The following is a 25,025-nucleotide window of genomic DNA, read 5'->3' on the forward strand; positions in this document are numbered from 1 at the left end:
CTGATGGTGGGATGGCGATGGTGATGGTGAGTGGTCAGGCCGAAGGCGCAGATGTTATGTTTGCAGGCGAAGGTGTGACCGAGAATGAGGACGGTATGTCTGCGACGGTGTCCGCGAGTACTGTATCTACAGCGACTGTGACGGCATCCGTTGGTGATGTTATGTCCAACGCCGTTTCTATTGCGTTTATGGCGTCCCTGCATACAGAGACACCCACAGTGGTGTTTGATGATTTTGGTTCCACGGGTGAAGCGTCTGTAACAGCTTACGGTTTTCCCGAAGGTGCCAATATCAGATTTCGGATCACGGGTGGTACCGGGTTTGCAACGGCAGATGGCGCTGCAACCTGGAAGGTATCGACGGATAAGGCCGGCGATGTGATGATGGTAGCTGAAGATGATATGGGTAATGCGACTGCCCCATTGATGATTTCGTTTATGAATCCAGCTCCTTATCTGACAGCGGATAACGCTGATGTTGTTATTCCGGCTGGCGGAGAGGTGATGGTGACTGTCACAGCGACTGGTCTGGGTGCAGATATCAGTTGGACTGTCAGTGAAGTAACCGGTACAGCTACGGTTGATATTGATACTGATGGTGCGACTGCGATGTTGACCGCTATGGATTCTGATGATATATCCCTGACATCTACAGTGACGTTGATCGCCTCTGATGGTACGCTGATGACGGATCCGAAGACCATTACCTTCAGGAAGATGCCCGTAGTTGCAACAGATATGGCGGATGTCGAAGTTCCGCAGACTATGGTTGGCAGTGAGTCGTCAACGGTTGTGGCAACGGGCTTTGCTCCCGGTACTGAGGTTACGTTCAATGTCGAGGTAACGGGTGGTTCAGAGAACTATCTTACGCATTCGTCAGATGGCAATGTCCTGACTTTGACGGCTACTGGTACAGTGTCTGTGTCTGTAACGGCTACTGGCGCTGGCGTTACGACGTCTGCGGTTGCGGTGTCGTTTACACAGGCTTTGCCCGCTGCTCCTGCCAGTGTGGTTGTGCAGGATCAGGAAGGGGATAACGGTCACTATGTAATGGTGAGTTTTGCCAATTCGGCGAATCACGCTGATGTGAGTCAGTATCGCGTGTATCGCGAGATGATGGTGAATACCACGATGGATGCCGAAGGCAATGTGGTAACGACCGATACACCGATGGCAAAGTGGGTTCCCTGGGCTGTTATCGATGCGATGGACAATGATGATGAAGAAGGTATGACGCGCGCCGTTGTTCCGGTGACGGACAACAATGCGACGCGCTGGGGCGTCGCTGCCGAGAAGGGTATGTCTTCGGCAGAGATTACGCCTGCTGGCAAGCGCGTGTTCTCCAAGGAGAGCGTGCAACAGTTGGCTCAGTTCCTGGGTCTGGATCCCAATCTGGTTGTGACCGAGGATGAGCTTGCACAGATGTTTATGCCTTCTGCTGATTATATTAATGCGCTTATTGGCGACAGGAAGAATGTGGTGTTTGCGGCTCTGGATCCCGATTTGAGTGTTCTCATTGGTGGCAATCTGGCTGTTCCGCAGAATATCCGCACAGATGGACACGGTCCCATTGTTTCGTCTCCGATTACGGCGACGGAAGGTATGGTGGCTGCGATTGACGATACAGCCCCTGCTATGGTGACCGATCTTGCCGCTGATGCAGAGACCGGGATGGTTACCTGGACGATGTCCGCCGATGATGGTGGCATGGATGTGGTGACGTATCGCGGTCACGGAATTGTTATTCCGCATGTGACGAGCTACCTGGTCAGAGGTGGTGTCAGCGAAGATGCGATGCTCGATATCGGGCTTGCTCCCGCTGGTTCGAGCAGTTTCCAGGTTCCGGCTGCACTGATCGAGAGTCTGATTAATCAGGGTGTGCCCGCGGTGCTGGTGTCCGTGGTTGCAATGGACGGTACCAATATGACACCGAGTGTTCCGCTGGTGGTCGAGTTGATCCCGACGCGCAAGCCGTTTGTGGATTCAGACGGTGGCCCTGTTTATATCGTGAAGCTCGACAGGCACGGAGCTATGACGCCGCTGACGGTTGACTTTGAAGATTTTGTGGCCTTTACGATGGCGTTTAATACAGACGAGACGCACGAGAATTGGAGAGTCTTTGTTCAGGCTGACCTGAATGACGATAAGATGGTCAATTTCGATGACTTTATCCTGTTCTTTGGCTCTTATGGCAAGGAAGCGACAGGTCCGGCTGGCAAGTCTTTGATTCCGCCTCCTGGCGTGAATGAGGCAGCCGAGCTCTCGTTGCGTTTGGGCAGTGATCGCGTGGTGGTTGGCGAGACGATGTTCGTGGATGTGTCTATCGCCAATGTGCAGGCTCTGATGGGTTATGGGTTTGTGCTACACTACGATGCCGAGAAGTTCGAGTTTGTAGAGGCGATGCCGGCTGCTGAGGATTTGCTTCTGTCTTCAGGTGGCGAGACCCCGCTGTTGAGGAGTTGGCCGGAAGAGGCCGGGCAGGTTCACGTGATGAATGCGGTCGTGAATGGCTCGGAGGTTTCTGGCGGTGGCGATATTGTTCGGTTGGTGTTCCGCGTGTTGCGCGATTTTGAAGATGATGCGCGGTTCGAGATTGCCAACGGTCTGGTCTTTGATCCGCAGCAACTCGCCAATCCATTGATTGGCGGTGTGCTGGATATCCAGACGACGCCTACAGAGTTTGCACTGCTCCAGAATTTCCCCAATCCGTTTAACCCCGATACGACGATCGGGTATGAATTGGCCGAGTCTGCCGATGTGACGCTCCAGATTTACAATGTGGTGGGTCAGGTCGTGCGGACGCTGATTGCTGCTGAATCGCAGTCGGTTGGTCGTTACCAGGTCCGTTGGGACGGTATGGATGATCGTGGAATGCCGGTTTCGAGTGGTATTTATTTCTACCAGCTCTCGGCAGGGAAGTTCCAGGATGTGCGGAAGCTGATGCTGCTCAAGTAATTCGTTTTGGTAGGGGCGAAAGATTTTTCGCCCCTACCAATTTTCCCCTTAGAACTTACAAGGAGTAGTTTTCAGCGAAGGAGTCTTGCAAATGTTGATTAAAAAAGGATTGTTATTTTTTACTGCCCTTGCATTTCTCGCTTTTGCAGGCCAGGCCTCTGCAGGTCCCAATGCAAATGCGACGGTGACGATTGATTTGATTACCGATGGCGGGGCAGGCAATCAGATGGATGATGGCGTTCATTCTGGTAATGTTTCTGGAGAGGGCACAAAAATTGCCGTTGAGGTCTTCGCCAAGGGCGTGACCACGTCGCTGGTCGGTGTGAAGATCGAATTTGATTTTAAAGCCGAAGAGTTGAAGCTCGATAAGGTCGAGAATAGTGCGTTTCTGTTTTCTATTCCAGAGGCGACGGGTGTAAACTTCGCAGGTACTGCGCCTGTTACGCTGCCCGAGTCCGGTTTTATTGGACGGGCCGAGTTTTCTACTGTGGCGGATGTTACGGGTAAGGAATTTCACCTGGGCATTAAGGCGGTTACGCTTGCCGAAAGCGCGGCGTCTGCCGATGTCATCGCGCCAGAGATGATGGCGATGATGAGTACGATCAGTTTTAATGTCGCGCCCAAGCTGCAGACAGCTACGCCTGTTGTCCCGGTGCCGCGAGGTGGTATGGGGCAGGCCGTGGTGACGGCGGTGAATTTTCCCGCGGATGCGACGATTACTTTTGATGTGCAGATCGCTGGTGAGTTTAATATTGAGCAGAAGGTGGATGGTGCCACCCTGACGTTGACGGCGACTATCCCGGCAGTTGTGACTGTGACGGCGGGTGATGGTATGACCACAACCGATCCGATTACGATTGTATTTGCCGAGGTGAGGCTTCCCGCCCTGGATGCCGTTGTCGGCGATATGATGAATATGATGGATGATGGCATGCTGGCGGCCAGTGTTGGTGCCAATGAAGAGTTCGCTATTGAGGTGTTTGTAGGTGATGCCGAAGGTGGTGTTCTCTTTGGTGGTGCGAGTATAAAGCTCGTTATTGATCCGGCTGCTGCTGCGATGGTCACGGGTTTTGCGCCTGCTGAAGGTCTGACGCTGCTGGGTATGTCAAATGATAATCTTCAGGTCGATATTGGTTCTGAAGAGGGCGTGATGCTGGCCAATGGTGGCTATGTGGGTACGCTGAAGCTGATGACCGGTGCCGAGGAGATGTCTTTTTCAGTTGGCATTGAGTCGATGAACGTACTTCTCGGTTCTGGTGAAACCATGATGCTGCCTTATATTCCCGCTCCGGTGATGTACAATTTCGGTCCGCGGCTGGAGGTGTCTGCGCATATTGCGACTATTCCGCGCGGTGGCGAAGCGATGATTAAGATTACGGCGCTGGGCTTTGCCGAGGGTTCGAAGATTACCTTTTCGCATGAAGTAGAAGGTGCGGCTATGGTCGATGGCCACCCGGAAATGGATATGCAGAATGTCTATACGTTGACGGCGAGTGGTCTGGGTTCGGCTGTTGTCAAGGTGACGGCTTCCGATGGTATGTCTGCTGTTGAGGTGACTGTCCAGTTTGACGAGCAGGTGCCGATTGAGTTGTCGTCATTTGTCGGATCCGTGATCGAAGACCGCGTGGTGCTCAACTGGGCGACGGCTTCGCAGACCAATAATGCGGGTTTCCGCGTGCTTCGCAGCACGGATGGAGAGACCTACGAGGTGGTTAGCGAGCTTATCGCTGGTGCTGGTACGACCGATCAGCTGATGGATTATATGTTTGAGGATACCAGCCTTCCCGCTGCTGAGATCGTTTATTATGTTCTCGAGCAGATTGATCTGGATGGGACGGTGAACCGTTCTAATCCGATTGAGGTGCTGTTGGGCGCGCGTTTCACCCTGCCCACGGAATTTGCTTCGGCTGTTTATCCCAATCCGTTTAACCCGAGGACGACGATTTCCTACGATTTGCCCACTGATGCAGATGTGTCTGTCATCATTTACGATGCGATTGGGCAGGAGATTCGTCAACTCGTGAGTCAGCATTATACGGCGGGTCGCTATAGTGTCCAGTGGGATGCTAAGGACCAGATGGGCCGCAGCGTTGGTAGTGGCGTTTATATCGCCAAGATCAAAGCGGGTCCAAATACCGCGATCCAGAAGATGCTGCTGTTGAAGTAGGGGTGAGGCATGCCTCACCCGTGAGGACGGCGCCGATTCCTGGGACGGTGCCAAATTCAAAGGCCATTGGACGTTTTGTCCAGTGGCCTTTTTTTTGTTATTGCGAGATTGTACATGTGAAACTATATTCGAGCACTCTTACTTCTTACCTAAAAAAGGAGACGTAAATGGAGAAGGTGCGAATGGGCTTGATCGGGTGCGGTGGCAATATGGGCGGCCACCTCGGGCGGTTGATGAAGATGCAGGATGTGGAGGTTGTGGCGCTGGCAGATCCGAGTGAGGCGAGTTTTGCGCGGTTGTTCGCGCGCGTGCCAGAGGCAGAGGCGTTGCCGAGGTTTGCAGATCACAGGGAGATGCTGAATGAGGTGGAGATGGATGCGACCGAGATTTCTACGCCGCATACCTTGCATTTTGAACAGATTATGGATAGTCTGGATAAGGGTCTGCATGTGCTGACGGAGAAGCCCATGGTCTGTACGGTTGATCACGCGTTTCAGGTGATGGATAAGGCAGAGGAGGTGGATCGCATTTTGATGGTGTCTTATCAACGGCATCTGGCGCCGACGTTTCGGTTTATTCGGAATCAGATTCAGTCCGGGGAGATCGGAGAGGTTCAGTTTATTCAGGCGATGCAAGATCAACACTGGTATGAGAATCAACAGGGGAAGTGGCGACAGGTTCACGCGCTGTCGGGCGGGGGTCAGTTGAATGATTCTGGGAGTCATTTGCTGGATATTGTGCTGTGGATGGTGGATCAGGCGCCCCAACGCGTGTCGGCATTTATGGATTATCTGGATACTGAGGTGGATATTAATTCGGCGCTGTCAATTGTGTTTGAGAATGGCGCGCTGGCGAATTTTTCTGTTGTGGGGACGGGTCCGGGTCCGGGGATGTGGGAGGATATTACGATTTGGGGCACGAAGGGGGCGATTTATTCTCGCAATGGGAAGTTGACGTGCAAATACGGTGGCAGCGCACCGGTAGAGGTCGATGCGGATAGTTTGCCTTCGCGGTTTGTGAGTCCAGATCAAAATTTCGTGGATGCGATTTTGGGGCGCGATGAGGTTCAGGTGCCGCCGGTGTGCGGTTTGCGCGTGATTCAGTTGACAGAGGCCGCCTGGGAGTCGGCAGAAAAAGGCGGGCGACCGGTGCGGGTGAAGAGAATTAGGAATTAAAAATTAAAAATTAAAAATTGAGAAGCGGTGTACTATCCAGATCGGTTCACGGTGAAGAGAGACGTTAGAAGCACCCGTCATCGCGGTATGATTCTGAGCCGCGATCCAGAAGGTTTTGCTTTTGATTTTTATCCTGTTCATCCTTAAATCCTGATTCAGACAGAGGTGCTTATGTGGAAATTAACAATTATTCTCGGTTTATTCGTGGGTGTTGCCGCCGATTGTTGGGCACAGCCCACGGCGCTGGCGCTGAAGTTTCCAGAGGGACGCAAGGCGCGATATAAGCACAAGTTCCGGGTGGAGTATTACAGCAATATGGGCGAGCAGATTGTGATGCAGAGCGGGCATATTCGCGTGATTATAGATAATGAGTGGCGCAGCCATGAAGAGGTGGTTGTGCCCCAGGCGTTACCGGGGAGGACGATTCCCGAAGGGGTGATGGGCGTTCAGGCTGTGATTAAAAAGGGTTTGAGTGCTGCGATTTTTCTGGGTGAGAAGCAGACGTATGAGCAGTTTCCGTTTACGTTTGATATGTTTAATGATCGGGTTTTTACCTGGCAGGTGACGCCCGAGGGCAGGGTGCAGAAGTTCGAGCCAGATTTTCCCGCGTTTCGCGTGGAGCGGCAGGATTTGATTACGGATTTGTACCAGGGGGCGATGCCCGCGTTTGCGCCCGTTTTGCCAGAGGGTCCGGTTAATAAGGGCGATACGTGGACGGGCGAGCGCGATTTTTGGCGCCCTTTTGCGAGTATGGATATGCTGGGGCGCGATTCGGAGATTAAAATTAAGAGTACGTACGAGGTGAAGAATATCAAGAATGAGAAGGGGCGCGTGGAGGTGCATATTGAGGAAAAGAGTGAGGTGGCGTACGCGGGGTGGATTGAGGTGAGTGCGGCTTCTCTGTATTACAATGGGAAGGGTACTGGCGGTGGGTCGTGGGTGATCGATGCGACGCGCGGCCTGGTGCTGGAGCACAAGGCGCATTTTGATATTACTAAGCCTGTTGTGATTAAAGCGGGGAAGAGAGATCCGATTGACAATATTGTCGCCGAGATTAAAATTGATATGGAGCGCAAGTTGGAGAAGATCGAAAAGGAGTAGGTTCACGGCTTGACACGGGTTTTGAGATATGGTATCCTTCAGAAAATCCTTTCATCCTGATCCCAGGAGGTGAGCCATCAATACCAGCGATTCTGATCGTCAGAGAAAGTCACCTGAAGATTTTCTTCAGGACTATGTGGATATGCAGCATACGTTTCAGTCGCTGTCGATTATCGATCAGATTTTGATGACGATGGATGAAACGGATCGACGGCGGCCCCTGTTGTACCAGTTGCGCCGGCAGCTTCAGGAAGATGAGATTACGTTTGAGGAGGCGAGGCGCACGATTGTGGAACTGGAAGGGGCGCTGGAGAAGGTGACGGCGCCGGCAAATCGGGTCGGTACGTTGCTGTCGGCACCGGAAAATGGCATCGCGTACATTACGGTGGGTGGGGCGGAGTATTACGCCAATGTGGATTCGCGGTTGGATGAGCGACGTTTGAAGGTGGGGACGCGGGTGCTTGTCAATGAGGCGTTTGCCGTGGTGGGCGATATGGGCGAGTCTCCGTCGGGTACGGTGGGCAAAATTGTCGATGTCCTGGACGATGGGCGCTTGCAGGTGGGGCAAGAACACGGTTCGCAGACGCATATTTTGCTGCGGGGGGCAGATCTGGAGGCCGAGGCTTTGAAGGCGGGCGAAGAGGTGCGCATTGATCCGCATTTTCGCGTGGCGCTGGAGAAGATGCCGCATTCCGAGGTGAAGGATTTTTATCTGGAGGAAGTTCCGGATTTGCCGTGGGAAAAGATCGGTGGGCAAAAGGATGCGATTCAGGCGATTAAAGATACGATTGAGATGCCGGTGTTGCATCCGGAGTTGTTTAGGCGGTTTCAGTACAGTACGCCCAAGGGGTTTTTGCTGTACGGTCCGCCAGGGTGCGGCAAGACGCTGATCGGGAAGGCGACGGCGTACAATCTGGAGAAGCAGGTGCAGGCAGATGGCCTGAATCTCAAGGCGTGTTTTATGCATATTAAAGGTCCTGAGATTTTGAATATGTGGTTGGGAGAGTCCGAGCGCAAGGTGCGCGAGATTTTCTCTCAGGCGCGCGAGAAGCGGCGCGAGGGGTTTTTGCCGGTGGTGTTTATCGACGAGGCAGAGTCGGTGTTAGGGACGCGGCGGGCGATTCGGTCGCACAATATTTCAAATACGGTTGTGCCGATGTTCTGTTCTGAGATGGACGGGATCGATTCCCTGCAAGATGTGGTGATTATTTTGACGTCCAATCGCCCCGATTTGATCGATCCGGCGATTTTGCGCCCGGGGCGCATTGATCGCAAGATCAAGGTGCTTCGTCCGGATGAGGATGCCGCACGCGAGATTTTGGGTATTTATTTGACGGCTGATTTGCCGCTGTCAGAGGATGCGTTAAACGCGCATGACGGCGATGTACAGGCAGCGGTTGACGATCTCGTGGGGCGCGCGATCGCAGAGATATATGCCAGGCGCGATGATACGCGCTTTTTAGAGGTGTTGCTCAGAAGCGGTCGCAAGGAGGTGCTGAGCCGCGGGGATTTGTGTAGCGGGGCTATTCTCGAGTCTATTGTGCAGCGCGCGAAGGAGATTGTGATTAAGCGGTGTATTGCGTCGGGCGCAGAAGATGGGATTGGTTTTGACGATTTGCTCGTGGGGATTGAGACCGAATACAGCGAGAATGAGATTTTCCCGCCGACGGATAATACAGAGGATTGGTTGAAGTTGCTGGATTACGATCCCGAAAATGTGGTGCGCGCAGTGCCGATTCGCCCCAGGCGAGAGCGACGCACCTCAAGGCATGGCGTGGTGTGATATGCGCTTATTCGGTATAGAAACGGAATACGGGATCACGATTGACGAGGTGGATAAGGTCGATGTGGTCGAAGAGTCGATGCAGTTGATTCGATGCTATCAGCAAGGGGCTTTTGTTCCGTTGTGGGATTATCGGCTGGAGAATCCCCGTCGGGATGAGCGGGGGTTTGAGGTTAAAAATCTGTTGAATGATGCCGATGAGAAGGTGCATTTGCAGCAGGACCGCAAGCGCAAAATTCCGTTTAAGGAATTGAAGAGCGATTTGATTATTTACAATGGGTCCCGGTTTTACAACGATCATACGCATCCGGAGTATTCAACGGGTGAGTGCACGAGTTTGTTCGAGCTTGTGGCACAGGATAAGGCGGGGGAGCGCATTGTGGATATTTGCGCGCAGCGGCGCACGGAGATGCTCGATCAGGGCGTTGTGCGGATGTATAAGAATAATACGGATTTTGAAGGGCATAGCTACGGGTGTCACGAAAATTATTTGATGGATCGTTCGGTGCCCTTCGAGCGTATATTGCAGGGGTTGTTGCTGTTTTTTCCCACGCGGCAGATTTTTTGTGGGGCTGGTAAGGTGGGTGTTGAGCGAGAGGATCGCGCACCGATTTATCAGTTGTCGCAACGCGCGGAGTTTTTTGAGGTGATCGCGAGTGTGGATACGATGCACAAGCGTCCGGTTGTGAATACGCGCGATGAACCCCACGCCGATGCGGCGCAATATCGCCGGTTGCATGTGATTGTGGGCGATGCCAATATGTCGGAGTATATGACGGCGCTCAAGGTGGGGTCAACGGCGCTGGTGATCGATTTGATTGAGGCGGATTGTTTGCCCGATTATCGGCTGAAGGATCCGATTGCGGCGATGAAGAATATCGCCCGGGATCAGTCGTATGCGTGGCTGGTAGAGGTCGAGGGTCCCGGCCATCGCCTCGTTCCCGCGATTGAAATTCAGGATGCGTTTTTGGCTCTGGCGCGGCGCGAGTTTGCCGGGCGGGATCGCGAGACGGATTGGGTGTTGTCGGCGTGGGAAGATGTGATAGAGAAGTTGAGCCGCGATCCAATGGATCTGGTGGGTGTGTGCGATTGGGTGACGAAGAAGTGGCTGATCGATAGTTTTTGCGAGGCGGAGAATCTGGCGTGGGATAATCCCGATGATTTGTTCTGGATGCAGAGCCAGGATCTGGAGTATAGCAACGTGGATCGGGATGCGGGGTTGTATTATTTGCTGGAGTCGCAGGGGCAGATGGTGCGTCTGGTGGGCGATGATGAGGTGGCAGCGGCAATGTCGGAACCGCCTTCGGGTACACGGGCGTATTTTCGAGGGCGCAGTTTGGAGAAGTTCGGCGATTATGTGTCGTCGATTAACTGGGATCGCATTGTGTTTAAGCGCAATGGCCGCCAGCATGCAGTGGATATGAAATTATTGGTGGATGGAGAGCGGGTAGAGCGTTATAATGAGGTACTTGATCGTTCGGAGACGTTGGAGGGGTTTTTAGCTGCTTTGCACAAGGTAGAAAGGAGGCCGTAGATGGATAAGGTCTTGCAGTTTGAACGACGGACGAAGCCGGTCGAGCCGGGAGGACCTGGTCCGGGTGATGATGGCGATGGTGGCCCCGCGCGCCCAAAGGTGGAGCGGCCAGATACACGCGATTTGTTGCGGCGCATGCGGCGCGTTGATCCCAATCAGGCGCGGCGCTATCGCCAGCGTACAGGCGAGTAGTCCATGCAATCGAGTGGGGATTTTGTCGATTTGCTGCGGCAATCGGGATACCGGTTTCCGGGTGAGAATTTGGGCGATGTGCAGGCCGAGCGCGCACTGCCTTTTGAGCCGACGGATGCGACGACGATTCTGGCTTTTCAATATGCCGATGGGGTGCTCGTTGCAGGGGATCGCCGCGCTACTGCGGGCAATATGGTGCTTTACGACCGCGCGGATAAGGTGATCGATCTGGATGCGTTTTCGGTGATGGCGATTTCGGGGTCGCCTTCGATTGCGTTTGAGATTGCGCGCATTTTAGAGCATGCGTTTCAGTATTATCGCCGCCGGTTGCTTCAGGAGATGAGTTTGCAGGCGAAGTTGCGCCGGTTGTCGCTGTTGATCAAGGATAATTTGCCGATGGCGATGCAGGGTATTGGCGCTGTGATTCCCATTTTTGCGACGTATGACCGGGTGGATGCGCGGGGTAAAATTTATTTTTACGACGCGCTGGGGGCGCAGTTTGAGAGTGCGGATTTTACGACGACGGGGTCGGGGTCGCCGGCGATTCGCGGTGCGATGTATTATTTGAATCGCTGGGGCGGTCGGCGCTTTGTGGATATGGATCGGGATGCGGCTATCGGGCACGCGCTCCAGCTTCTGGATACGGCGTCGGAATACGATTCGGCTACGGGGCGATACGAGCGGTCGGCTGATATTTTTCCGTCGGTGAAGACGATTACGGCGTCGGGTCTGGCAGAGATCGAGACCGAGGCGTTGCGGGAGCTTTACGTTCAATATGTGGATGGGGAGGAGGCGGGACGCGCATGATGTTGTCTGATGAGCCGTATCGCTGGGCAGAGGCTGTTGCGAATCGGCGCGAGTATATTGAGGACCAGATTCGGCAGGGTAGTCCGGTTGTGGGGGTGGGTTACGAGGATGGGGTTTTGTTGCTGACGCTGTCGCAGAGTCAGCAGAAGGTGTTTGAGGTGTACGATCGCCTCTTGCTCGCGGGGATTGGGCATTCGACGGATATCGAGAATCTGCGGCAGGCCGCGATTGATATGGCGCATTCGATTGGGTTTAATTATTCAGAAGACGATGTGACGTTGCGTCAAATTGTGTATTTTGGTCTCGGTCCTGCGATTAAGGCGGGGTTTGACGATGTGGTGCGGTCTCCTTTTTTGGCGCGGGTGCTTCTCGCGGAGATGGATGGGCAGGAGGGGGCGCACATTTTTTATACGGTGGATTACGATGGCGCGTTTCACCGGCACGAGAGAGGGGCTGCTGTGGGGGGCGTTGTGGAGGCGGATGTGATGATGGTGCGCGAGTTGTCGGGTCTGGATACGGAGGCGTTGTCACTATCTGATGCCGCAGGTGCTGCGCTTCGCGCCTGGGCAATAGGGCGATGGATTGGGAAGATGGACGAGGTGCCTGCCGATGCCGACGCGTTGGAGCAGGTGGCTGGGGAGGTCGATGTGGATGATGTGCTTGTGGCGGAGTTGAAGGATATGGAGGTGGAGGCGGTGGTGCTCGAACGGTCGCAGTTGGGGAAGAACAAGTACCGCAATGTCGATGCAGAAGAAATTGCGCCCGCGCTGGCGCAGTTCATTGAGAGGTCCTCATGAGAGATCGCATTTTTGGCATTGAAACCGAATATGGGTGTTTGGCACCCGAGCACGAGGGTTTTGTAAGTCCAGATACCATTTCGGTGAAGGTTAAGGATCACATTTTTCACGTTGACCGTATCGGGATTGTGGATATTCACTATCGCGGACGGGATGAACCCCCGGGCAATGGGGGTTTTTTGTTTAATGCCGGGCGGGTTTATATCGATATGGGGCATCTGGAATACGCGACGCCGGAGTGTATGGGGTTGTGGGATATTGTGGCTTTTGATCGGGCTGGGGATATCATTTTGCATCGGGCATTGCACGCGCTGGGGCTGGCTAAGGAAGCGTCGTTTTTGAAGAATAATATCGATCACTATACGGGGGCGACGTTTGGCTGTCACGAAAATTATCTGGTCAGGCGCAATGTGCCGTTTTCAACGGTTGTCATTCCCGCGCTGTTGCCGTTTTTGGTGACGCGCCAGATTTTTTGCGGTGCAGGCCGCGTGGGCAGTTATGACGACAGTTTTTATTATTATGGACACAATGCGCGCGATGTGACCAACCGGGAAGATCCGGTGAATTTCCAGATTTCTCAGCGTGCGGATCATATTGTGACTGAGATCTATCAGTGGATTCAGTTTTCTCGCGCAATTATCAATACGCGAGATGAGCCGCTGGCAGATCACAGCAAGTACCGCCGTTTGCACCTTCTGGTGGGCGATTCGAATATGTCGGAGTATGCGACGGCACTGAAGGTTGGCACGACTGCGATGGTGTTGAATCTTCTGGAGCGGAAGATTTTTCCGGGGGATGTGGTGGCACTGGGCGATCCGGTGTGGGCACTGAAGGAGATTTCGCGCGATCCAACACATAAGTGGGTTCTGGATCGGCAAAATGGGCGCTCTATTTCGGCGATTGATATTCAGCGCGTTTATCTGGATTTGTCGCAGCGCTATTTGAGAGGTCTGGATGAGGAGTCGGATTGGGTGCTGGATGAGTGGGAGCGCACGCTCGATGATCTGGCGTCCGATCCGATGCAGTTGACAGATCGCCTGGACTGGGTGGCGAAGAAGTGGTTGTTGGATGCGTTTCGCGAGTCGGAGAATTTGAGTTGGGACGATCCGTGGTTGCAGAGTTTGGATCTGGAGTATCACAATATCGATCCCAATCGCGGGTTGTATTTCGATCTGGAGCAACAGGGTAAGATGAAGCGCGTGTTGACCGATGATCGCGTTGAGGAGGCTTGTGGGACGCCTCCGGCTGATACGCGGGCAAAAGCGCGGGCGGCGATGGTGAAGACGTTGTCGGAAAATCGGGTGCGGTATATTGTGGATTGGGATTCGGTGTATTTGGAAAATGATTACCATTTGAGTTTTCGCGATCCGTTTGATACGTATGACGAGGCGGCAGAGGCGTTTGCCGAAGAGGTCGAGATCGCGTCGAAGATGATGGGGTTGAGAAGTAGGAAGTAGGAAGTAGGGGAATGATTAATAAAAACAAAAAAGCCGATCACATTGTGGTCGGCTTTTTTGTTATCGCCTGCTCCTTCCGCCGCGGCGTCCGGAGTAGTGGCGAGAGCTCATGGGCAGGTACGCGCGGGCGATTTTTTGACTGGCGCGGTCGAGTTTGGTATAGTCGGGGATTTTGTAGCGTTTGCGCGTTATGGCATCGGTGAATACGATTTCGGGAAATGCGTTGAGGTTGAGGTTCTGATCGCCGCGGATTGTGAAGTTCATAGGTCCCGCGTCGGTGTCGATGTCCCAGGTTGTGCCGCCTTCTTTGCTGCTTTCGATGTTGAGTATGGTCTGGATTTTGGGGATGTCGTAGCGGTCTTTGAGGTGTTCTTCAACGCGTGCCCGGGATTGTGTGTTTAATCCGTCGAGTGTGGGCAAGAGACCGAGTTCGGTTCCGTCCCTGTCGCGGAGGCTGATCCACTGGTCGGGCGTGGAAAAGGGGAAGCAGCGCACGATGTGATCGATGTGTAGTTCTTCTCCGTCGGCAAAGAGGATCAGGCTGTCGCCGTTTTGACGTATGTCAATGGTTTCGGGGATGAGTTGTTGTGTGATGATGTCCATGTTACGCTTCTTCCAACGCGAATTGCATGTCGCACAGGCGGGCGTAGAGGCCGTCACTGGCGAGTAGCTGGGTGTGTGTGCCCGATTCGACGATTTTGCCGCGGTCAATGACGTAGAGGCAGTCGGCGCGGCGCACGGTGGATAGGCGATGGGCGATCGCAAAGGTGGTGCGGCCTTCCATGAGGCGTTCGAGTGCTTTTTGGATGAGCATTTCGGTTTCGGTGTCAACAGAAGATGTGGCTTCGTCCAGGATGAGGATGCGCGGGTTGTTGAGGATGGCGCGGGCTATGGAGATGCGCTGTTTTTCGCCGCCGGATAAGCGCACGCCCCGTTCGCCAATGTGGGTGTCATAAGCGTCCGGGAATCCGCAGACGAAGTCGTGGGCGTTGGCCATCATGGCGGCGTTGATGATGTCGGTTTCGGTGGCGTTGAGTTTGCCATAGGCGATGTTTTCGCGGATGGTGCCGTTGAAGAGGAAGGGTTCTTGTAAGACCATGCCGATTTGGCTGCGCAAAGAGGCGCGTTGCATGTTTTTGAGGTCATGTCCGTCAACGCATACGGTGCCAGAGTCGGGGTCGTAGAATCGGCAGATGAGGTTGATGATGGTGGTTTTGCCCGCGCCGCTGGGCCCGACGAGGCCGATGAGTTGCCCGGGTTGTGCGATGAGGGATACGCCCTGGAGGACGGGGGGTCCGTGTTCGTAGGCAAAGGTGACGTTTTGAAATTCAACGCGGCCGTTCAGGCGATCAAAGGGGAGCGCGTTGGGGGTGTCTTTTATTTCGGGCTGGGTGTCCAGGATTTCAAAGATGCGACGCGCTGAGGCGGCTGCGCGCACGATGGTGTCGTTGATGCGGGTGAGGCTTTCTACGGGTCCGTAGAAGCGCCAGAGAAAGCTTTGAAAGGCGAAGAGGGTGCCGATGGTGAGGTCGCCCGAGATGATTTGTCGCCCGCCAAAGAGGAGGACGAGGAGGGGTCCCATGGAGATGATGAATCGGGCGAGGGGAAAGAAGGCGACGCGGGTTTTGATGATGGTGATGCTGATGGTGAGGAAGGCTTTGCATTTTTGGGTGAAGCGAGAGAGTTCGTGGCCTTCGCGGGCAAAGCATTTGATGACGCGGATGCCGGAGAGGTTGTCTTGCAAGAGGGCGCTGATGTCGGCTATGCGTTCGCGCGCCATGGTGTAATAGGGGCGTATGGTGCGGTTGTAGAAGATGATGAGGATGCTGTATAGGGGCATGGGTAACAGGGTGATGAGGGCGAGTTCAAAGCTGAGGCCAAAGAGGATGCTGCCGTAGATGAAGATGGTTGCGATATTGACGAGTACGCGTTCCAGGGTGTCTGTGACGGTGTATTGGAGGGATTCGACGTCGGCGGTTACGCGCGACATGAGTTCGCCCGTGCTGCGGTCGTTGTAAAAGCGCAGTCCCAGGTGCTGGAGGTGGTCATAGACCTGGACGCGGAGGCTGAAGAGGATGTCCTGTCCCGTTCGGTTGAGGAGGTAGCGGTTGATGAAGCTGAAGATGGTGTGGAGGATATAGACGCCGAGGAGGAGCAGGGCGTAGTATTGGAGGAGGTCGAAGTCGGTTGCGATTTTTGTGTCGGAGAAGTCGCCGCCAATATAATTCCCTTCTGTGAAGTAGGGGGTCAATATGTTGTCGATGACTTCGCGCATGAGCAGGGGTTGCGCGGCATCCAGGCCGATCATGACGAGGGTGGCGCCGATGCCGATGCTCACGCGGCCCAGGTAAGGGCGGATGTAGGTGACGAGGCGGAGGAAGACGTTCATAGGCGTTTTATGCGTTGATAATCTGATCGGTGGATACGATTTCGACGCCCTGTTGTCGCCATTCATCTACCATGCGGTCGCCGCGTTCGGGGTCAATGGCTTGTGCGGCGTCCAGGACGAGCTGGATGGGCGCTGTGTTGCGTTTTAAGAAGCCGTGAATTGCGTAGGCGTTGCAGACGTCGAGGGCTACGCCGTAGAGGACGATGCATTCGGGTTTGATGGCGTTGAGTACGGGTTCGACGTTGGGGTTGGTGAAGACGTCGAAGCGCTGTTTGCGAAAGATGATTTCACCGCGGTGTTTTTGTACCCGGCTGATGAGGTCGCCCGGGGTATCCGGGTCGATCCAGAGGGGGTTTTGCGGTTGGGTTTCGGGTACTTTTTTTTGCCCAGAGGTTCCAGCGATGCAGTGGGGGGGAAAGGTTTCCAGAAAGTCCGGGTTGTCGGAGATTTCAGGGTCGTCTATCTGGTGGTTGTCAACCGAGCCGTAGATGGGGATGCCCCGTTGTCTCGCATGGTCTGTAAGTTTTTTGAGGTTCGGCAAGCGCTTTTCCGATGCGGTGACGTAGAGTTTGCCGTCGGGCATGATGAAGTCGTATTGGGTATCGACATCCCAGAATATGACGCCGGGCATGGGGTGCTCCTTTTTAATACAAAAAATATTTTTCCCTCACGGTGGCGAATTTCTCCAATTCCCCTTCCCATCGCTCCCATATTTCCCGTGCGCTGTCGCCTTTTAAGAGGGCTTCGCGCACAGTGCTGGTTCCCATGGCCTGGTCAAAGCGTTCATACCGGTCTTTTGGGATTTTGAATTCGGGATATGTCGCTACGAGATGTGCGAGTATGGCTACTTCTGTGCGCGTGGGTCGAAAGGCGATGGGGTCTGTTATGTGCAGGAATATAGCCTGTACTTTTTTGTTGCGAAAGAGCCATGTGTCGGGTTCAAATATCAGGGGTTGAAATTCTACGCCGGGCAGTTGCATGGCGTTCAGGTCGCGGGCTGTTTTTTCTGCGTTGATCCACGGCGCACCAGCGATTTGAAAGGGCATGTCGGTGTCTATGCCGATGTGTACTGTTCCCAATGTGCCAATGGTTCCGGTTGCGGCAAAGGTTATGGCAGATTCGGGCGATGGGATCCTCGGCGATGGCCGGATCCAGTCGCGTCCGATGTCCGCCCAGCGCGTGTTGCGCCAGTAGCCTTCCATGGGTACGACGGTGAGGGAACAGGCGAGCAGGTGCTCGCGGTTGAGATATCGGGCGAGTTCGCCTGCTGTGAGTCCATACGCGCGGGGTACTGGATATAGGCCCGCGACTAATGATCGCCGTTTTTTTTCGCTTATGGGTCCATCTACGGTTAGTCCGCCGAGGGGATTGGGCCGGTCGAGGACGATGACGCGTTTGTTGTGTTCGCCCGCGGCTTTTATGATTTTGGTCAGGCTCCAGATGTAGGTGTAGGCTCTGCTTCCCACGTCCTGTATGTCGTAGATTATGACGTCGATGTTGTCCAGTGCGGATTTCAGGGTGCGGCCGCTTCCGTAGAGGGAATATACGGGCAGGCTGTCCATTTGCGTGTCGCGCACGTGTTCGCCGGCTTTTGCTTTTGCTTTGATTCCGTGTTCAAGTGCAAATAGGGCGACGAGGTTTATGTCCGGGTGCTGTTGCAGGGCGGCGATTGTTGTGGTGCCTGTTTTTGTGCGTCCCGTGGGGTTGGTGATCAGGCCGACGCGCGCATTTTCTACCAGATGGATGTGGTGTGCCAAAAATACATCTACGCCCATTTGTACCTGTGTTGCAGAGACAGATGTTGCGAGGTGGAAAAGAAAGAGAATGGAGGTACACAATCTACCCATTTTTACGCTTCTTTCTCCAGATAAAAAACGGGCAGTTGCACACATGCGACTGCCCATCTTATTGAATAATTCTGTTTTTGTTTTTTTTAATGCGCGGTTTCAACGAATTGCCTCATTTTTTTCCATTTGCCAAAGGCTTTCCAGTTGATGGTTTCGCGTTCGCCATTGCAATTTAAGATGCCTGCTTGCAGATATTCTCTGATTCGTCCTTTTACTTGTTGGGGAGATATGTTCAGTTGTGTAGCAGCGACTTCTTCGCCAATCCCAGCCTCCAGCAGTTTTAACAACGCCGTGTCGTCCATGGCAGGGTTCCTCAAGAGATGTGAAACACACTACACCGCGCTCTGGTACAAATAGAGTCGGCCCGAATGCGTGAGGAAGGGCAGAGATAGGGAGGGGAAGTCTCGCTAATACTCTCAATTCCGCGTTCTCACGATGTATGCAATATAGCTATTCTCTGCTTATTTGCAAGGTAAATTGTAAAGGAGCTATCAGCTTTCAGCTATCAGCTTTCAGTTCCCCGCCCGACCACCCAAAGGTAAATACTTTGCTTGTTTTTCTGACTGCTGACCGCTGATCGCTGACCGCTCATATTGCCGGCAATGGCGCATGGTCATTTGTTTCGTGCTGCCACAGTCGTATGCGGGCTGCGATTTCCCGCGCCTGGTCGCGGTGCGCAGGGTCGTCATAGAGGTTGGTTTCTTCATAGGGGTCGTTGTTCAGGTCGAATAATTCGCACTGGTCACCCGCGCATAAGTTGAGTTTCCACCGGTCTCCGGTTACGGCACAGCGCCAGGGTAAGGTTGCCATGAGGTTGATTTTTGGGTTGCCCAGGTTGCGGTCGCCTATGCCGTTCCATTCCATGAATGCGGTGTGGTCGCGCAGGTCGGTTTCGCCGTTTAAGACGTCGGCACACGGGCGGCCCGGGAGGGTTTCTAATAGTGGCTGATTGGCGAGTTCCACAAGGGTGGCGATGAGGTCCGCGTGTCCAAAGACGCCGTCGATGCGTTTTTGCGTTTGTGTGAGCCACGGGACGCTTAAGATCATGGGGACGCGTGCAGATTCTTCGTAGAATGCGCGTTTTTCGAACATGGCGTGATCGCCCGCCATTTCGCCGTGGTCGCTGGTGACGGCAAAGATGGTGTTTTCCATTTGTCCGGTTTCTTCCAATGCCTGTACCATGCGGCCTATGGCGTCGTCGATGATTTTTACGTTGCCGTAGTATTGCGCCCGCAGTTTTCGCCAGGATTTTTCTTGTCGCATGTCCTGGCCTTCAACCCTGTTGCTGAGGTAGTGTTCTGCACGCGCGCGGTTAAATAAGGCGTGTCCTTCTGGTTTTTTGATGAAGGTGGGACCTACGGGCAGGGCGTCGGGGTCGTACATGCCGTCGTAGGGTCCGGTCATTGGGGGGTGTGGCTCAAATGTGCTGAATACGAGGAGCCACGGGCGGTGTGTGTTTTCCCGGATGAATCGGTCGGAGTGGTTGGCGATGAAGGTGGCCATCTGGTATTCTGCGGGGAGTTGGGATCGCTGGCGCGGTGAGTAGATGATTTCGCCAGTGGCGCTGTTGTTTTGGGGTTCTATGCCCTGTTCTTTCATCCAGTAGTAATAGCTGCTGAAGGGCAGGCCGGGGCGGGAGTATTTGTTGCGGTGGTCGTCTTCTGTGCTGATCCATTCGTCAAAGCCGTGCTGTCGCACAGAGTCGTCGCCGAGGTGCCATTTTCCGAACATGGCTTTCCGATAGGTGTCGGGCAGCATTTCTGCGATGGATGGGATTTCGTCGTGTAATATGTCCCGGTTGACCATGCATCCGTGATTGTGCGGGTACAGGCCGGTCATTAAGGATCCGCGCGCAGGGGTGCATACGGGTTGTGTGACGTAGGTGTTTTCAAAGACGAAGCTGCGCTCTGCCAATGCGTCTTGATGCGGCGATTGTATCCAGTCGTTGCCGTAACACCGCAGGGTGTCTGTCCGCTGTTGGTCGCTGATGAAGAGCAGGATGTTCGGTTGTTCTGGCATGGAGTTACTCCTTTTTGTGGGTGAGGTAATTTGTGTAAATTCAAAATGACAAATTAAATTTACACAAAAAATGATCCTATATCAAAGGTCATATTTTGTCGCCTGCTTTGCGAATTATTGTTTATATTGTGCAGTCTATTTTTTTTGAGGAGCGCATTTTGCAGGTGTTAAGAGCATATATCCGATTTGTCGATGGATTAAACGAGCGCGTTGGGCGTGTTGTTTCGTGGCTTACTGCTGTGCTGGTCGCAGTGGTGTGTTACGATGTTTTTACCCGCTATTTGCTGAAGAATAGCCTGGTGGCTGTTCAGGAGTTGGAATGGCATTTGTTCGGGCTCATTTTTTTGCTTGGTGCTGCGTATTCGCTCAAGCACGATCAACACGTGCGCGTGGATGTTTTTTATAGCCGGTTTTCTCCCCGCAAACAGGCGTGGGTGAATCTGATTGGTAGCGTTCTGTTTTTGATTCCGTTTTGCATTATTGTGATTGTGAGTTCGCAGTATTTTGTGGTTAGTGCTTTTCACATTGGGGAGACATCACCCAATCCGGGGGGGCTGCCCGCTCGATGGGTGCTCAAGGCGGCTATTCCTTTCGGTTTTGTTCTGCTTTTGCTACAGGGGCTGGGTCTGGCGTGTCGGTCTTTGCTCTCCGTCCTGGGGCACAATGAGGAGGTGGATGGATGATTGAGGCGATGCCCTTGATTCTGTTTGGCGTTCTTTTTCTTTTGCTTTTGCTCGGTTTTCCGGTTGCGTTTACGGTCGGTGGTGTTTCTTTTATTTTGGGATATTTTACGTTTGGTCCCGATTTTTTCAATCTTTTGCCTCTGCGTATCTGGGGTGTGATGACGAATTATGTGTTGATTGCCGTGCCTTTGTTTGTGTTTATGGGGGTGATGCTGGAGAAGTCCGGTTTGGCTGAGAATTTGTTGGAGACAATGGCGTTGCTTTTTGGTCATTTGCGCGGGGGTCTGGCGATTTCTGTGGTTGCTGTGGGGGCGCTGTTCGGGGCTTCTACGGGTATTGTGGGCGCGACTGTGGTTACGATGGGGTTGCTGAGTTTGCCAACGATGCTGAAGCGGGGATACCGTGCGGAGGTGGCGACGGGGACGATTTCGGCGTCGGGTACTTTGGGGCAGATTATTCCGCCGAGTATTGTGCTGGTGCTGTTGGGTAGTGTGCTGAATGTTTCGATTTGGGATATGTTTGTGGGTGCTGTGGTGCCGGGTTTTGTTCTGGTGGGGCTCTATGTGGTTTATCTTGTTTTGATCGCGATTTTTAAGTCCGAATGGGCACCGGCGATGCCAGAGGAAGAACTCGCGCAGTTTTACGGCAGGGCGATGGTGCGGCGCGTTTTTCAGGCGTTTGTTCTGCCGGCTGTTCTCTTTGTTGCGGTGCTGGGTTCTATTTTTGCGGGGATTGCTTCACCTACCGAGGCAGCGGCCGTGGGTGCGTTTGGCGCGACGCTTTTGACGGTGTTGCAAAAGAAGTTTTCTTTTGCGACGCTGAAGTCGGTGATGGTGGAGACGACCCATCTGACGTGTATGGTTTTTATTATTCTGGTGGGTGCTACGGCGTTTGGTCTGGTGTTTCGCGGTATGCACGGGGATGCGTATTTGACGAATTTGATTCTTTCGACGAATATGAGTCCGGGCGCGTTTCTCGCGCTTGTGATGGTTATGATTTTTGTGGCGGGATTTTTTATCGATTTTATCGAGATTACGTTTATTATTGTTCCGGTTGTGGCGCCTATTTTTGTGGCGTTGGGGGTGGATCTTCTGTGGTTGGGTATTCTGATTGCGATGAATTTGCAGACGTCTTTTTTGACCCCGCCTTTTGGTTTTTCACTTTTTTATCTGAAGGGGGTCGCCCCGCCCGAGGTCCGCACGGGCCATATTTATCGGGGGATTATTCCGTTTATTATTATTCAGCTTATCGGGCTGACGCTGGTTATTACTTTTCCCGAGATGGCGACGTCTCTGCCAAAATATTTGGGGGGATGAAACAAGTTTTCGGGACGGCACAGGGGCCGTCCCCTACGTTGATATTTTTCATTCTGTAGGGGCGGGCCCCTGTGCCCGCCCGTGTTTATTTTGGTTGGTGTGCTCATGCACTCAAGTTCTCGTAATAGATTTTTTCCGATATCGCCGCCCAGCCGTTCATTTTTTTGCGAAATGTCTCAAATGATTCATATACTTTTTTGCTCATGGCATCGGCTGCGACGAGTTCATCTACGACTTCTCCGGCGTATTTTTGAAGTGTGTTGAGGACTTCGTCGGGGAATCTTTTTAGTATGACGTTGTGGTCTTTTGTGAGGGTTTGCAGATGCGCATTGTTTTTGGCTTCAAATTCCGATAGTGCCCAGGCGTTTGCACGTGCTGCGGCGGTTCGCACAATGTCTTGCAGGTTTTTGGGCAGGGTCTGATATGCGGATTTGTTGATGATGAGTTCTATGACAGTGCCGGGTTCGTGCCAGCCGGGATAATAATAGTATTTGGCGGCTTTGTAAAAGCCCATGAGTGTGTCGTGGTAGGGTCCGATCCATTCGGTTGCGTCGATGACGCCGCGTTCGAGGTTGGTGAAAATTTCTGCGCCGGCTGATAAGATAGCGGATCCGCCGGCTTTGGAGATGACTTTGCCGCCGAGGCCCGGGATGCGCATTTTGAGGCCCTGAAGGTCGCTTGTGGCGTTGATTTCGCGGTTGAACCAGCCGCCCATTTGTACGCCGCTGTTGCCTGCGGGGATGGGGATGAGGTTAAATGGGGCGTAGAGTTCTTCCCATAAGGCGAGGCCTCCGCCGCTGGTGATCCAGGCGTTCATTTGTTGGGCGTTCATGCCAAAGGGGACAGAGGCAAAGAATTGGGTTGCCTGCGCTTTTCCCGCCCAGTAATACGCGGCGCCGTGACACATTTCCGCGGTTCCGGCGCTGACGGCGTCAAAGCCTTCGAGGGGGGGGATGAGTTCGCCGCCGCCATAGACCTGTATTTTGAGCTGGCCTTCGGACATTTCTTCTGCCCATTTGGCGATGTGTTCAGCGGATTCTCCCAGGATGGGGAAGTGCGGCGGCCAGGTTGTGACCATTTTCCATTCGTATTTTTTGCGCGTTTGTACGGCAGGTGCCCCGGTTTCCTGGGGGGATGCACAGCCCGCCAAGAATGCAGCACCGCCGGCAAGTCCGGCTTTTTTTATGAAGTCGCGTCGTTTTACTCGTTCCATTGTGTCTCCGATTTAATTGAGGGGTTTGTACAAATCAAATTATACACCCTCTGAATATAAATAAAAAATAGAAAAAGTTTGAACCTTTTGGCGATGTCAGGTGTATGCAATAGGTAGAGACGCGTAGTTAATCACGTATTGTTTGGTTTTTTATGTTCCTGAGAAAATATCACACGCTTTCCGATGAAAAGCTCATGGCCCGCATTCAGCGGGGCGATACAGCCGCTTTTGACGAAGTCTATGCCCGATATAGCAAGCGGATGCTTTATTATTTTCATCGCATGCTGGGGGGGGACGAGGAGAAGGCGCAGGATTTTCTCCAGGATTTGTTTTTGAAGATTGTCGAGAAGCCCGCCCGTTTTAAGCGGGGGAATGCGTTTGCGTCCTGGCTTTATACGGTTGCACACAATATGTGCAAGAATGAGTATCGCAAGCAGAGTGTGCGGAAGGTTGTGGTTAATGATCCCGATATTGATTTGCATTGTGGGTGGGTTGATGGTGCTTATGCCATAGAAAAGGCGTGCGATGAACGGGCATTTTTGCGCGCGCTGATGGATGAGTTGGATCAGCTCAGTGTGGATCAGCGCACGACGTTTTTATTGCGGCATCAGGAGTGTCGCAGTATTCGAGAGATTAGCCAGATTCTCCAGTGTCCGGAGGGGACGGTTAAGTCGAGGCTTCACCATGTTACGCAGAAGTTGGCAGAAAGACTTCAGGGGCGAAACTCCCTGTGTGGATGAGGAGATGGATATGAGGCGGGTTATTCCGTTTAAAAAGAAAGAGAATGTGGATGAGTTGCTGAGCCAGGTGCTTGCAGTTCCCGGGGCCGGCGGTCTTGAACCCGATCCGGCGATTCGCAATGCTGTTGTTGCCCAGATGTCTGCGCGAGATCGCGGTGGGTTCAATGTGTTGCGTTCTCTCAGGTTCCCGGTGCGCTGGCCCGTTTATCAGATGGCTTTTGCGATGGGAATTGTCCTGTTTGCCGTTTTGGGTATCCGCAAGTCGCAGCCCGATCCCGCGACGACAGGGTCCCCCGAATCGCCAGTTGCGGTTATGGATACGAGCCGTACCGATTCTCCCCGGGTTTCGCTTTCAGATACGCTTTCGCAACGCGGTATTATCAATATTTTTCCCGCTTCGAGTCCTGTAGATAGTCTTTGATATTTTTAGAAGACGATTAACCCCCGCGCGACTTCTCCAGCGGCCAGGGCGTCAAAGGCTTCGTTGGCTCCTTCCAGATCAAATCGCCGGGTTACGAGTTCGTCGATTTTTAGTTTTCCGGCGAGGTAGAGTTCTACCATGCGCGGGAAGTCGTCATAGGTTCTCGCACTTCCATACCTGCAGCCGCGCAGGATGCGTTCGTTGGATTGGAGGCTGCCGGTGTCAAATGTAACGGTGGAGCCGGTTGGGGGCAGGCCGATGAGCAGACACTGACCCCTGGATGCCAGACAGTCCCAGGCTTGATTGATGACTTGCGCGCTGCCGACTGCTACAAATGAATAATCCGCCCCGCGTCCGGTGAGGTCTTTTATGGCTTCGACCGGATTTTCTTTGCTGGCGTCGATGGTGTGCGTTGCGCCAAAGGATTTCG

At 53.4% G+C, this 25,025-nt stretch carries 22 protein-coding genes; 14 read left to right on the forward strand and 8 right to left on the reverse strand.

The annotated features are described in order from the left end of the window. From OXG87_15285 to OXG87_15330, 10 genes are all read left to right on the forward strand, one after another. The coding region (locus OXG87_15285; protein MCY3870911.1) for a T9SS type A sorting domain-containing protein at positions 1-2,954 on the forward strand (2,954 nt) is incomplete at its 5' end. Positions 2,955-3,045: 91 nt separating this feature from the next. After that, positions 3,046-5,121 carry a T9SS type A sorting domain-containing protein gene (locus tag OXG87_15290; protein MCY3870912.1) on the forward strand — a complete coding sequence of 692 codons (2,076 nt, stop codon included), beginning with the start codon at positions 3,046-3,048 and terminating at the stop codon, positions 5,119-5,121. 167 nt (positions 5,122-5,288) lie between these two features. Continuing rightward, a complete protein-coding gene (locus OXG87_15295; protein ID MCY3870913.1) occupies positions 5,289-6,296 on the forward strand; it encodes a Gfo/Idh/MocA family oxidoreductase in 1,008 nt (335 codons plus the stop codon). Positions 6,297-6,467: 171 nt separating this feature from the next. Beyond that, entirely contained in the window at positions 6,468-7,397 is a 930-nt protein-coding gene (locus OXG87_15300) for a hypothetical protein (GenBank protein MCY3870914.1), read from the forward strand. A 142-nt stretch (positions 7,398-7,539) separates the two neighbouring features. Continuing rightward, entirely contained in the window at positions 7,540-9,180 is a 1,641-nt protein-coding gene (locus OXG87_15305) for an AAA family ATPase (GenBank protein ID MCY3870915.1), read from the forward strand. Continuing rightward, positions 9,167-10,714 (forward strand): proteasome accessory factor PafA2 family protein, encoded by a 1,548-nt coding sequence (locus OXG87_15310; protein ID MCY3870916.1) that lies wholly within the window; start codon positions 9,167-9,169, stop codon positions 10,712-10,714. Before OXG87_15305 ends, OXG87_15310 begins: the two co-directional genes overlap by 14 nt. Then, on the forward strand, positions 10,715-10,906 hold the full coding sequence (locus OXG87_15315; GenBank protein MCY3870917.1) for a ubiquitin-like protein UBact: 192 nt from the start codon (positions 10,715-10,717) through the stop codon (positions 10,904-10,906). A 3-nt stretch (positions 10,907-10,909) separates the two neighbouring features. Further along, positions 10,910-11,713, forward strand: coding sequence for a proteasome subunit alpha (locus OXG87_15320; GenBank protein ID MCY3870918.1), 804 nt, complete (start codon positions 10,910-10,912; stop codon positions 11,711-11,713). Next, positions 11,710-12,510 (forward strand): hypothetical protein, encoded by an 801-nt coding sequence (locus OXG87_15325; protein MCY3870919.1) that lies wholly within the window; start codon positions 11,710-11,712, stop codon positions 12,508-12,510. Before OXG87_15320 ends, OXG87_15325 begins: the two co-directional genes overlap by 4 nt. Beyond that, positions 12,507-13,967, forward strand: coding sequence for a proteasome accessory factor PafA2 family protein (locus OXG87_15330; protein ID MCY3870920.1), 1,461 nt, complete (start codon positions 12,507-12,509; stop codon positions 13,965-13,967). Before OXG87_15325 ends, OXG87_15330 begins: the two co-directional genes overlap by 4 nt. A gap of 60 nt (positions 13,968-14,027) precedes the next feature. On the opposite strand, the gene OXG87_15335 is transcribed toward OXG87_15330, so the two are convergent. From OXG87_15335 to OXG87_15360, 6 genes are all read right to left on the reverse strand, one after another. After that, positions 14,028-14,570, reverse strand: a complete 543-nt coding sequence (locus OXG87_15335; GenBank protein MCY3870921.1) for a DUF1854 domain-containing protein — start codon at positions 14,568-14,570, stop codon at positions 14,028-14,030. Position 14,571: 1 nt separating this feature from the next. Then, the gene (locus OXG87_15340; GenBank protein ID MCY3870922.1) at positions 14,572-16,356 is read right to left on the reverse strand and encodes an ABC transporter ATP-binding protein; all 1,785 of its coding nucleotides are present in this window, start codon (positions 16,354-16,356) and stop codon (positions 14,572-14,574) included. A gap of 7 nt (positions 16,357-16,363) precedes the next feature. Beyond that, the gene (locus OXG87_15345; GenBank protein ID MCY3870923.1) at positions 16,364-16,987 is read right to left on the reverse strand and encodes an isochorismatase family protein; all 624 of its coding nucleotides are present in this window, start codon (positions 16,985-16,987) and stop codon (positions 16,364-16,366) included. Positions 16,988-17,000: 13 nt separating this feature from the next. After that, on the reverse strand, positions 17,001-18,203 hold the full coding sequence (locus OXG87_15350) for a DUF1343 domain-containing protein (protein MCY3870924.1): 1,203 nt from the start codon (positions 18,201-18,203) through the stop codon (positions 17,001-17,003). An 86-nt stretch (positions 18,204-18,289) separates the two neighbouring features. Further along, positions 18,290-18,505: a hypothetical protein gene (locus tag OXG87_15355; protein ID MCY3870925.1), complete on the reverse strand. Its 216-nt coding sequence runs from the start codon at positions 18,503-18,505 to the stop codon at positions 18,290-18,292. Positions 18,506-18,791: 286 nt separating this feature from the next. Beyond that, a complete protein-coding gene (locus OXG87_15360; protein MCY3870926.1) occupies positions 18,792-20,222 on the reverse strand; it encodes a sulfatase-like hydrolase/transferase in 1,431 nt (476 codons plus the stop codon). Between the two features lie 158 nt (positions 20,223-20,380). On the opposite strand from OXG87_15360, the gene OXG87_15365 reads away from it, so the two are divergent. Then, complete coding sequence (locus tag OXG87_15365) at positions 20,381-20,905, forward strand: TRAP transporter small permease subunit (GenBank protein MCY3870927.1); 525 nt, start codon at positions 20,381-20,383, stop codon at positions 20,903-20,905. After that, complete coding sequence (locus OXG87_15370) at positions 20,902-22,221, forward strand: TRAP transporter large permease subunit (protein MCY3870928.1); 1,320 nt, start codon at positions 20,902-20,904, stop codon at positions 22,219-22,221. Before OXG87_15365 ends, OXG87_15370 begins: the two co-directional genes overlap by 4 nt. A 103-nt stretch (positions 22,222-22,324) precedes the next feature. Here the strand turns inward: OXG87_15370 and OXG87_15375 are convergent, their stop codons facing one another. After that, positions 22,325-23,434, reverse strand: a complete 1,110-nt coding sequence (locus tag OXG87_15375; GenBank protein ID MCY3870929.1) for a twin-arginine translocation signal domain-containing protein — start codon at positions 23,432-23,434, stop codon at positions 22,325-22,327. 194 nt (positions 23,435-23,628) lie between these two features. On the opposite strand from OXG87_15375, the gene OXG87_15380 reads away from it, so the two are divergent. Then, a complete protein-coding gene (locus tag OXG87_15380) occupies positions 23,629-24,174 on the forward strand; it encodes an RNA polymerase sigma factor (protein MCY3870930.1) in 546 nt (181 codons plus the stop codon). A gap of 10 nt (positions 24,175-24,184) precedes the next feature. Beyond that, positions 24,185-24,595, forward strand: a complete 411-nt coding sequence (locus OXG87_15385) for a hypothetical protein (GenBank protein ID MCY3870931.1) — start codon at positions 24,185-24,187, stop codon at positions 24,593-24,595. Positions 24,596-24,600: 5 nt separating this feature from the next. Here OXG87_15385 and OXG87_15390 read toward each other — a convergent pair. Then, on the reverse strand, positions 24,601-25,025 hold a 425-nt coding region (locus OXG87_15390), incomplete at its 5' end, for a zinc-binding dehydrogenase (GenBank protein MCY3870932.1).

The organism is Gemmatimonadota bacterium, from assembly GCA_026706845.1.
In the GTDB taxonomy this organism is placed as follows: domain Bacteria; phylum Latescibacterota; class UBA2968; order UBA2968; family UBA2968; genus VXRD01.

What these genes read in the sequence shown, in the direction of transcription:
- OXG87_15290 (MCY3870912.1), top strand. Translation starts at nt 3,046, where the DNA reads ATGTTGATTAAAAAAGGATTGTTATTTTTTACTGCCCTTGCATTTCTC.
- OXG87_15295 (MCY3870913.1), top strand. Translation starts at nt 5,289, where the DNA reads ATGGAGAAGGTGCGAATGGGCTTGATCGGGTGCGGTGGCAATATGGGC.
- OXG87_15300 (MCY3870914.1), top strand. Translation starts at nt 6,468, where the DNA reads ATGTGGAAATTAACAATTATTCTCGGTTTATTCGTGGGTGTTGCCGCC.
- OXG87_15305 (MCY3870915.1), top strand. Translation starts at nt 7,540, where the DNA reads ATGCAGCATACGTTTCAGTCGCTGTCGATTATCGATCAGATTTTGATG.
- OXG87_15310 (MCY3870916.1), top strand. Translation starts at nt 9,167, where the DNA reads ATGGCGTGGTGTGATATGCGCTTATTCGGTATAGAAACGGAATACGGG.
- OXG87_15315 (MCY3870917.1), top strand. Translation starts at nt 10,715, where the DNA reads ATGGATAAGGTCTTGCAGTTTGAACGACGGACGAAGCCGGTCGAGCCG.
- OXG87_15320 (MCY3870918.1), top strand. Translation starts at nt 10,910, where the DNA reads ATGCAATCGAGTGGGGATTTTGTCGATTTGCTGCGGCAATCGGGATAC.
- OXG87_15325 (MCY3870919.1), top strand. Translation starts at nt 11,710, where the DNA reads ATGATGTTGTCTGATGAGCCGTATCGCTGGGCAGAGGCTGTTGCGAAT.
- OXG87_15330 (MCY3870920.1), top strand. Translation starts at nt 12,507, where the DNA reads ATGAGAGATCGCATTTTTGGCATTGAAACCGAATATGGGTGTTTGGCA.
- OXG87_15335 (MCY3870921.1), bottom strand. Translation starts at nt 14,570, where the DNA reads ATGGACATCATCACACAACAACTCATCCCCGAAACCATTGACATACGT.
- OXG87_15340 (MCY3870922.1), bottom strand. Translation starts at nt 16,356, where the DNA reads ATGAACGTCTTCCTCCGCCTCGTCACCTACATCCGCCCTTACCTGGGC.
- OXG87_15345 (MCY3870923.1), bottom strand. Translation starts at nt 16,987, where the DNA reads ATGCCCGGCGTCATATTCTGGGATGTCGATACCCAATACGACTTCATC.
- OXG87_15350 (MCY3870924.1), bottom strand. Translation starts at nt 18,203, where the DNA reads ATGGGTAGATTGTGTACCTCCATTCTCTTTCTTTTCCACCTCGCAACA.
- OXG87_15355 (MCY3870925.1), bottom strand. Translation starts at nt 18,505, where the DNA reads ATGGACGACACGGCGTTGTTAAAACTGCTGGAGGCTGGGATTGGCGAA.
- OXG87_15360 (MCY3870926.1), bottom strand. Translation starts at nt 20,222, where the DNA reads ATGCCAGAACAACCGAACATCCTGCTCTTCATCAGCGACCAACAGCGG.
- OXG87_15370 (MCY3870928.1), top strand. Translation starts at nt 20,902, where the DNA reads ATGATTGAGGCGATGCCCTTGATTCTGTTTGGCGTTCTTTTTCTTTTG.
- OXG87_15375 (MCY3870929.1), bottom strand. Translation starts at nt 23,434, where the DNA reads ATGGAACGAGTAAAACGACGCGACTTCATAAAAAAAGCCGGACTTGCC.
- OXG87_15380 (MCY3870930.1), top strand. Translation starts at nt 23,629, where the DNA reads ATGGCCCGCATTCAGCGGGGCGATACAGCCGCTTTTGACGAAGTCTAT.
- OXG87_15385 (MCY3870931.1), top strand. Translation starts at nt 24,185, where the DNA reads ATGAGGCGGGTTATTCCGTTTAAAAAGAAAGAGAATGTGGATGAGTTG.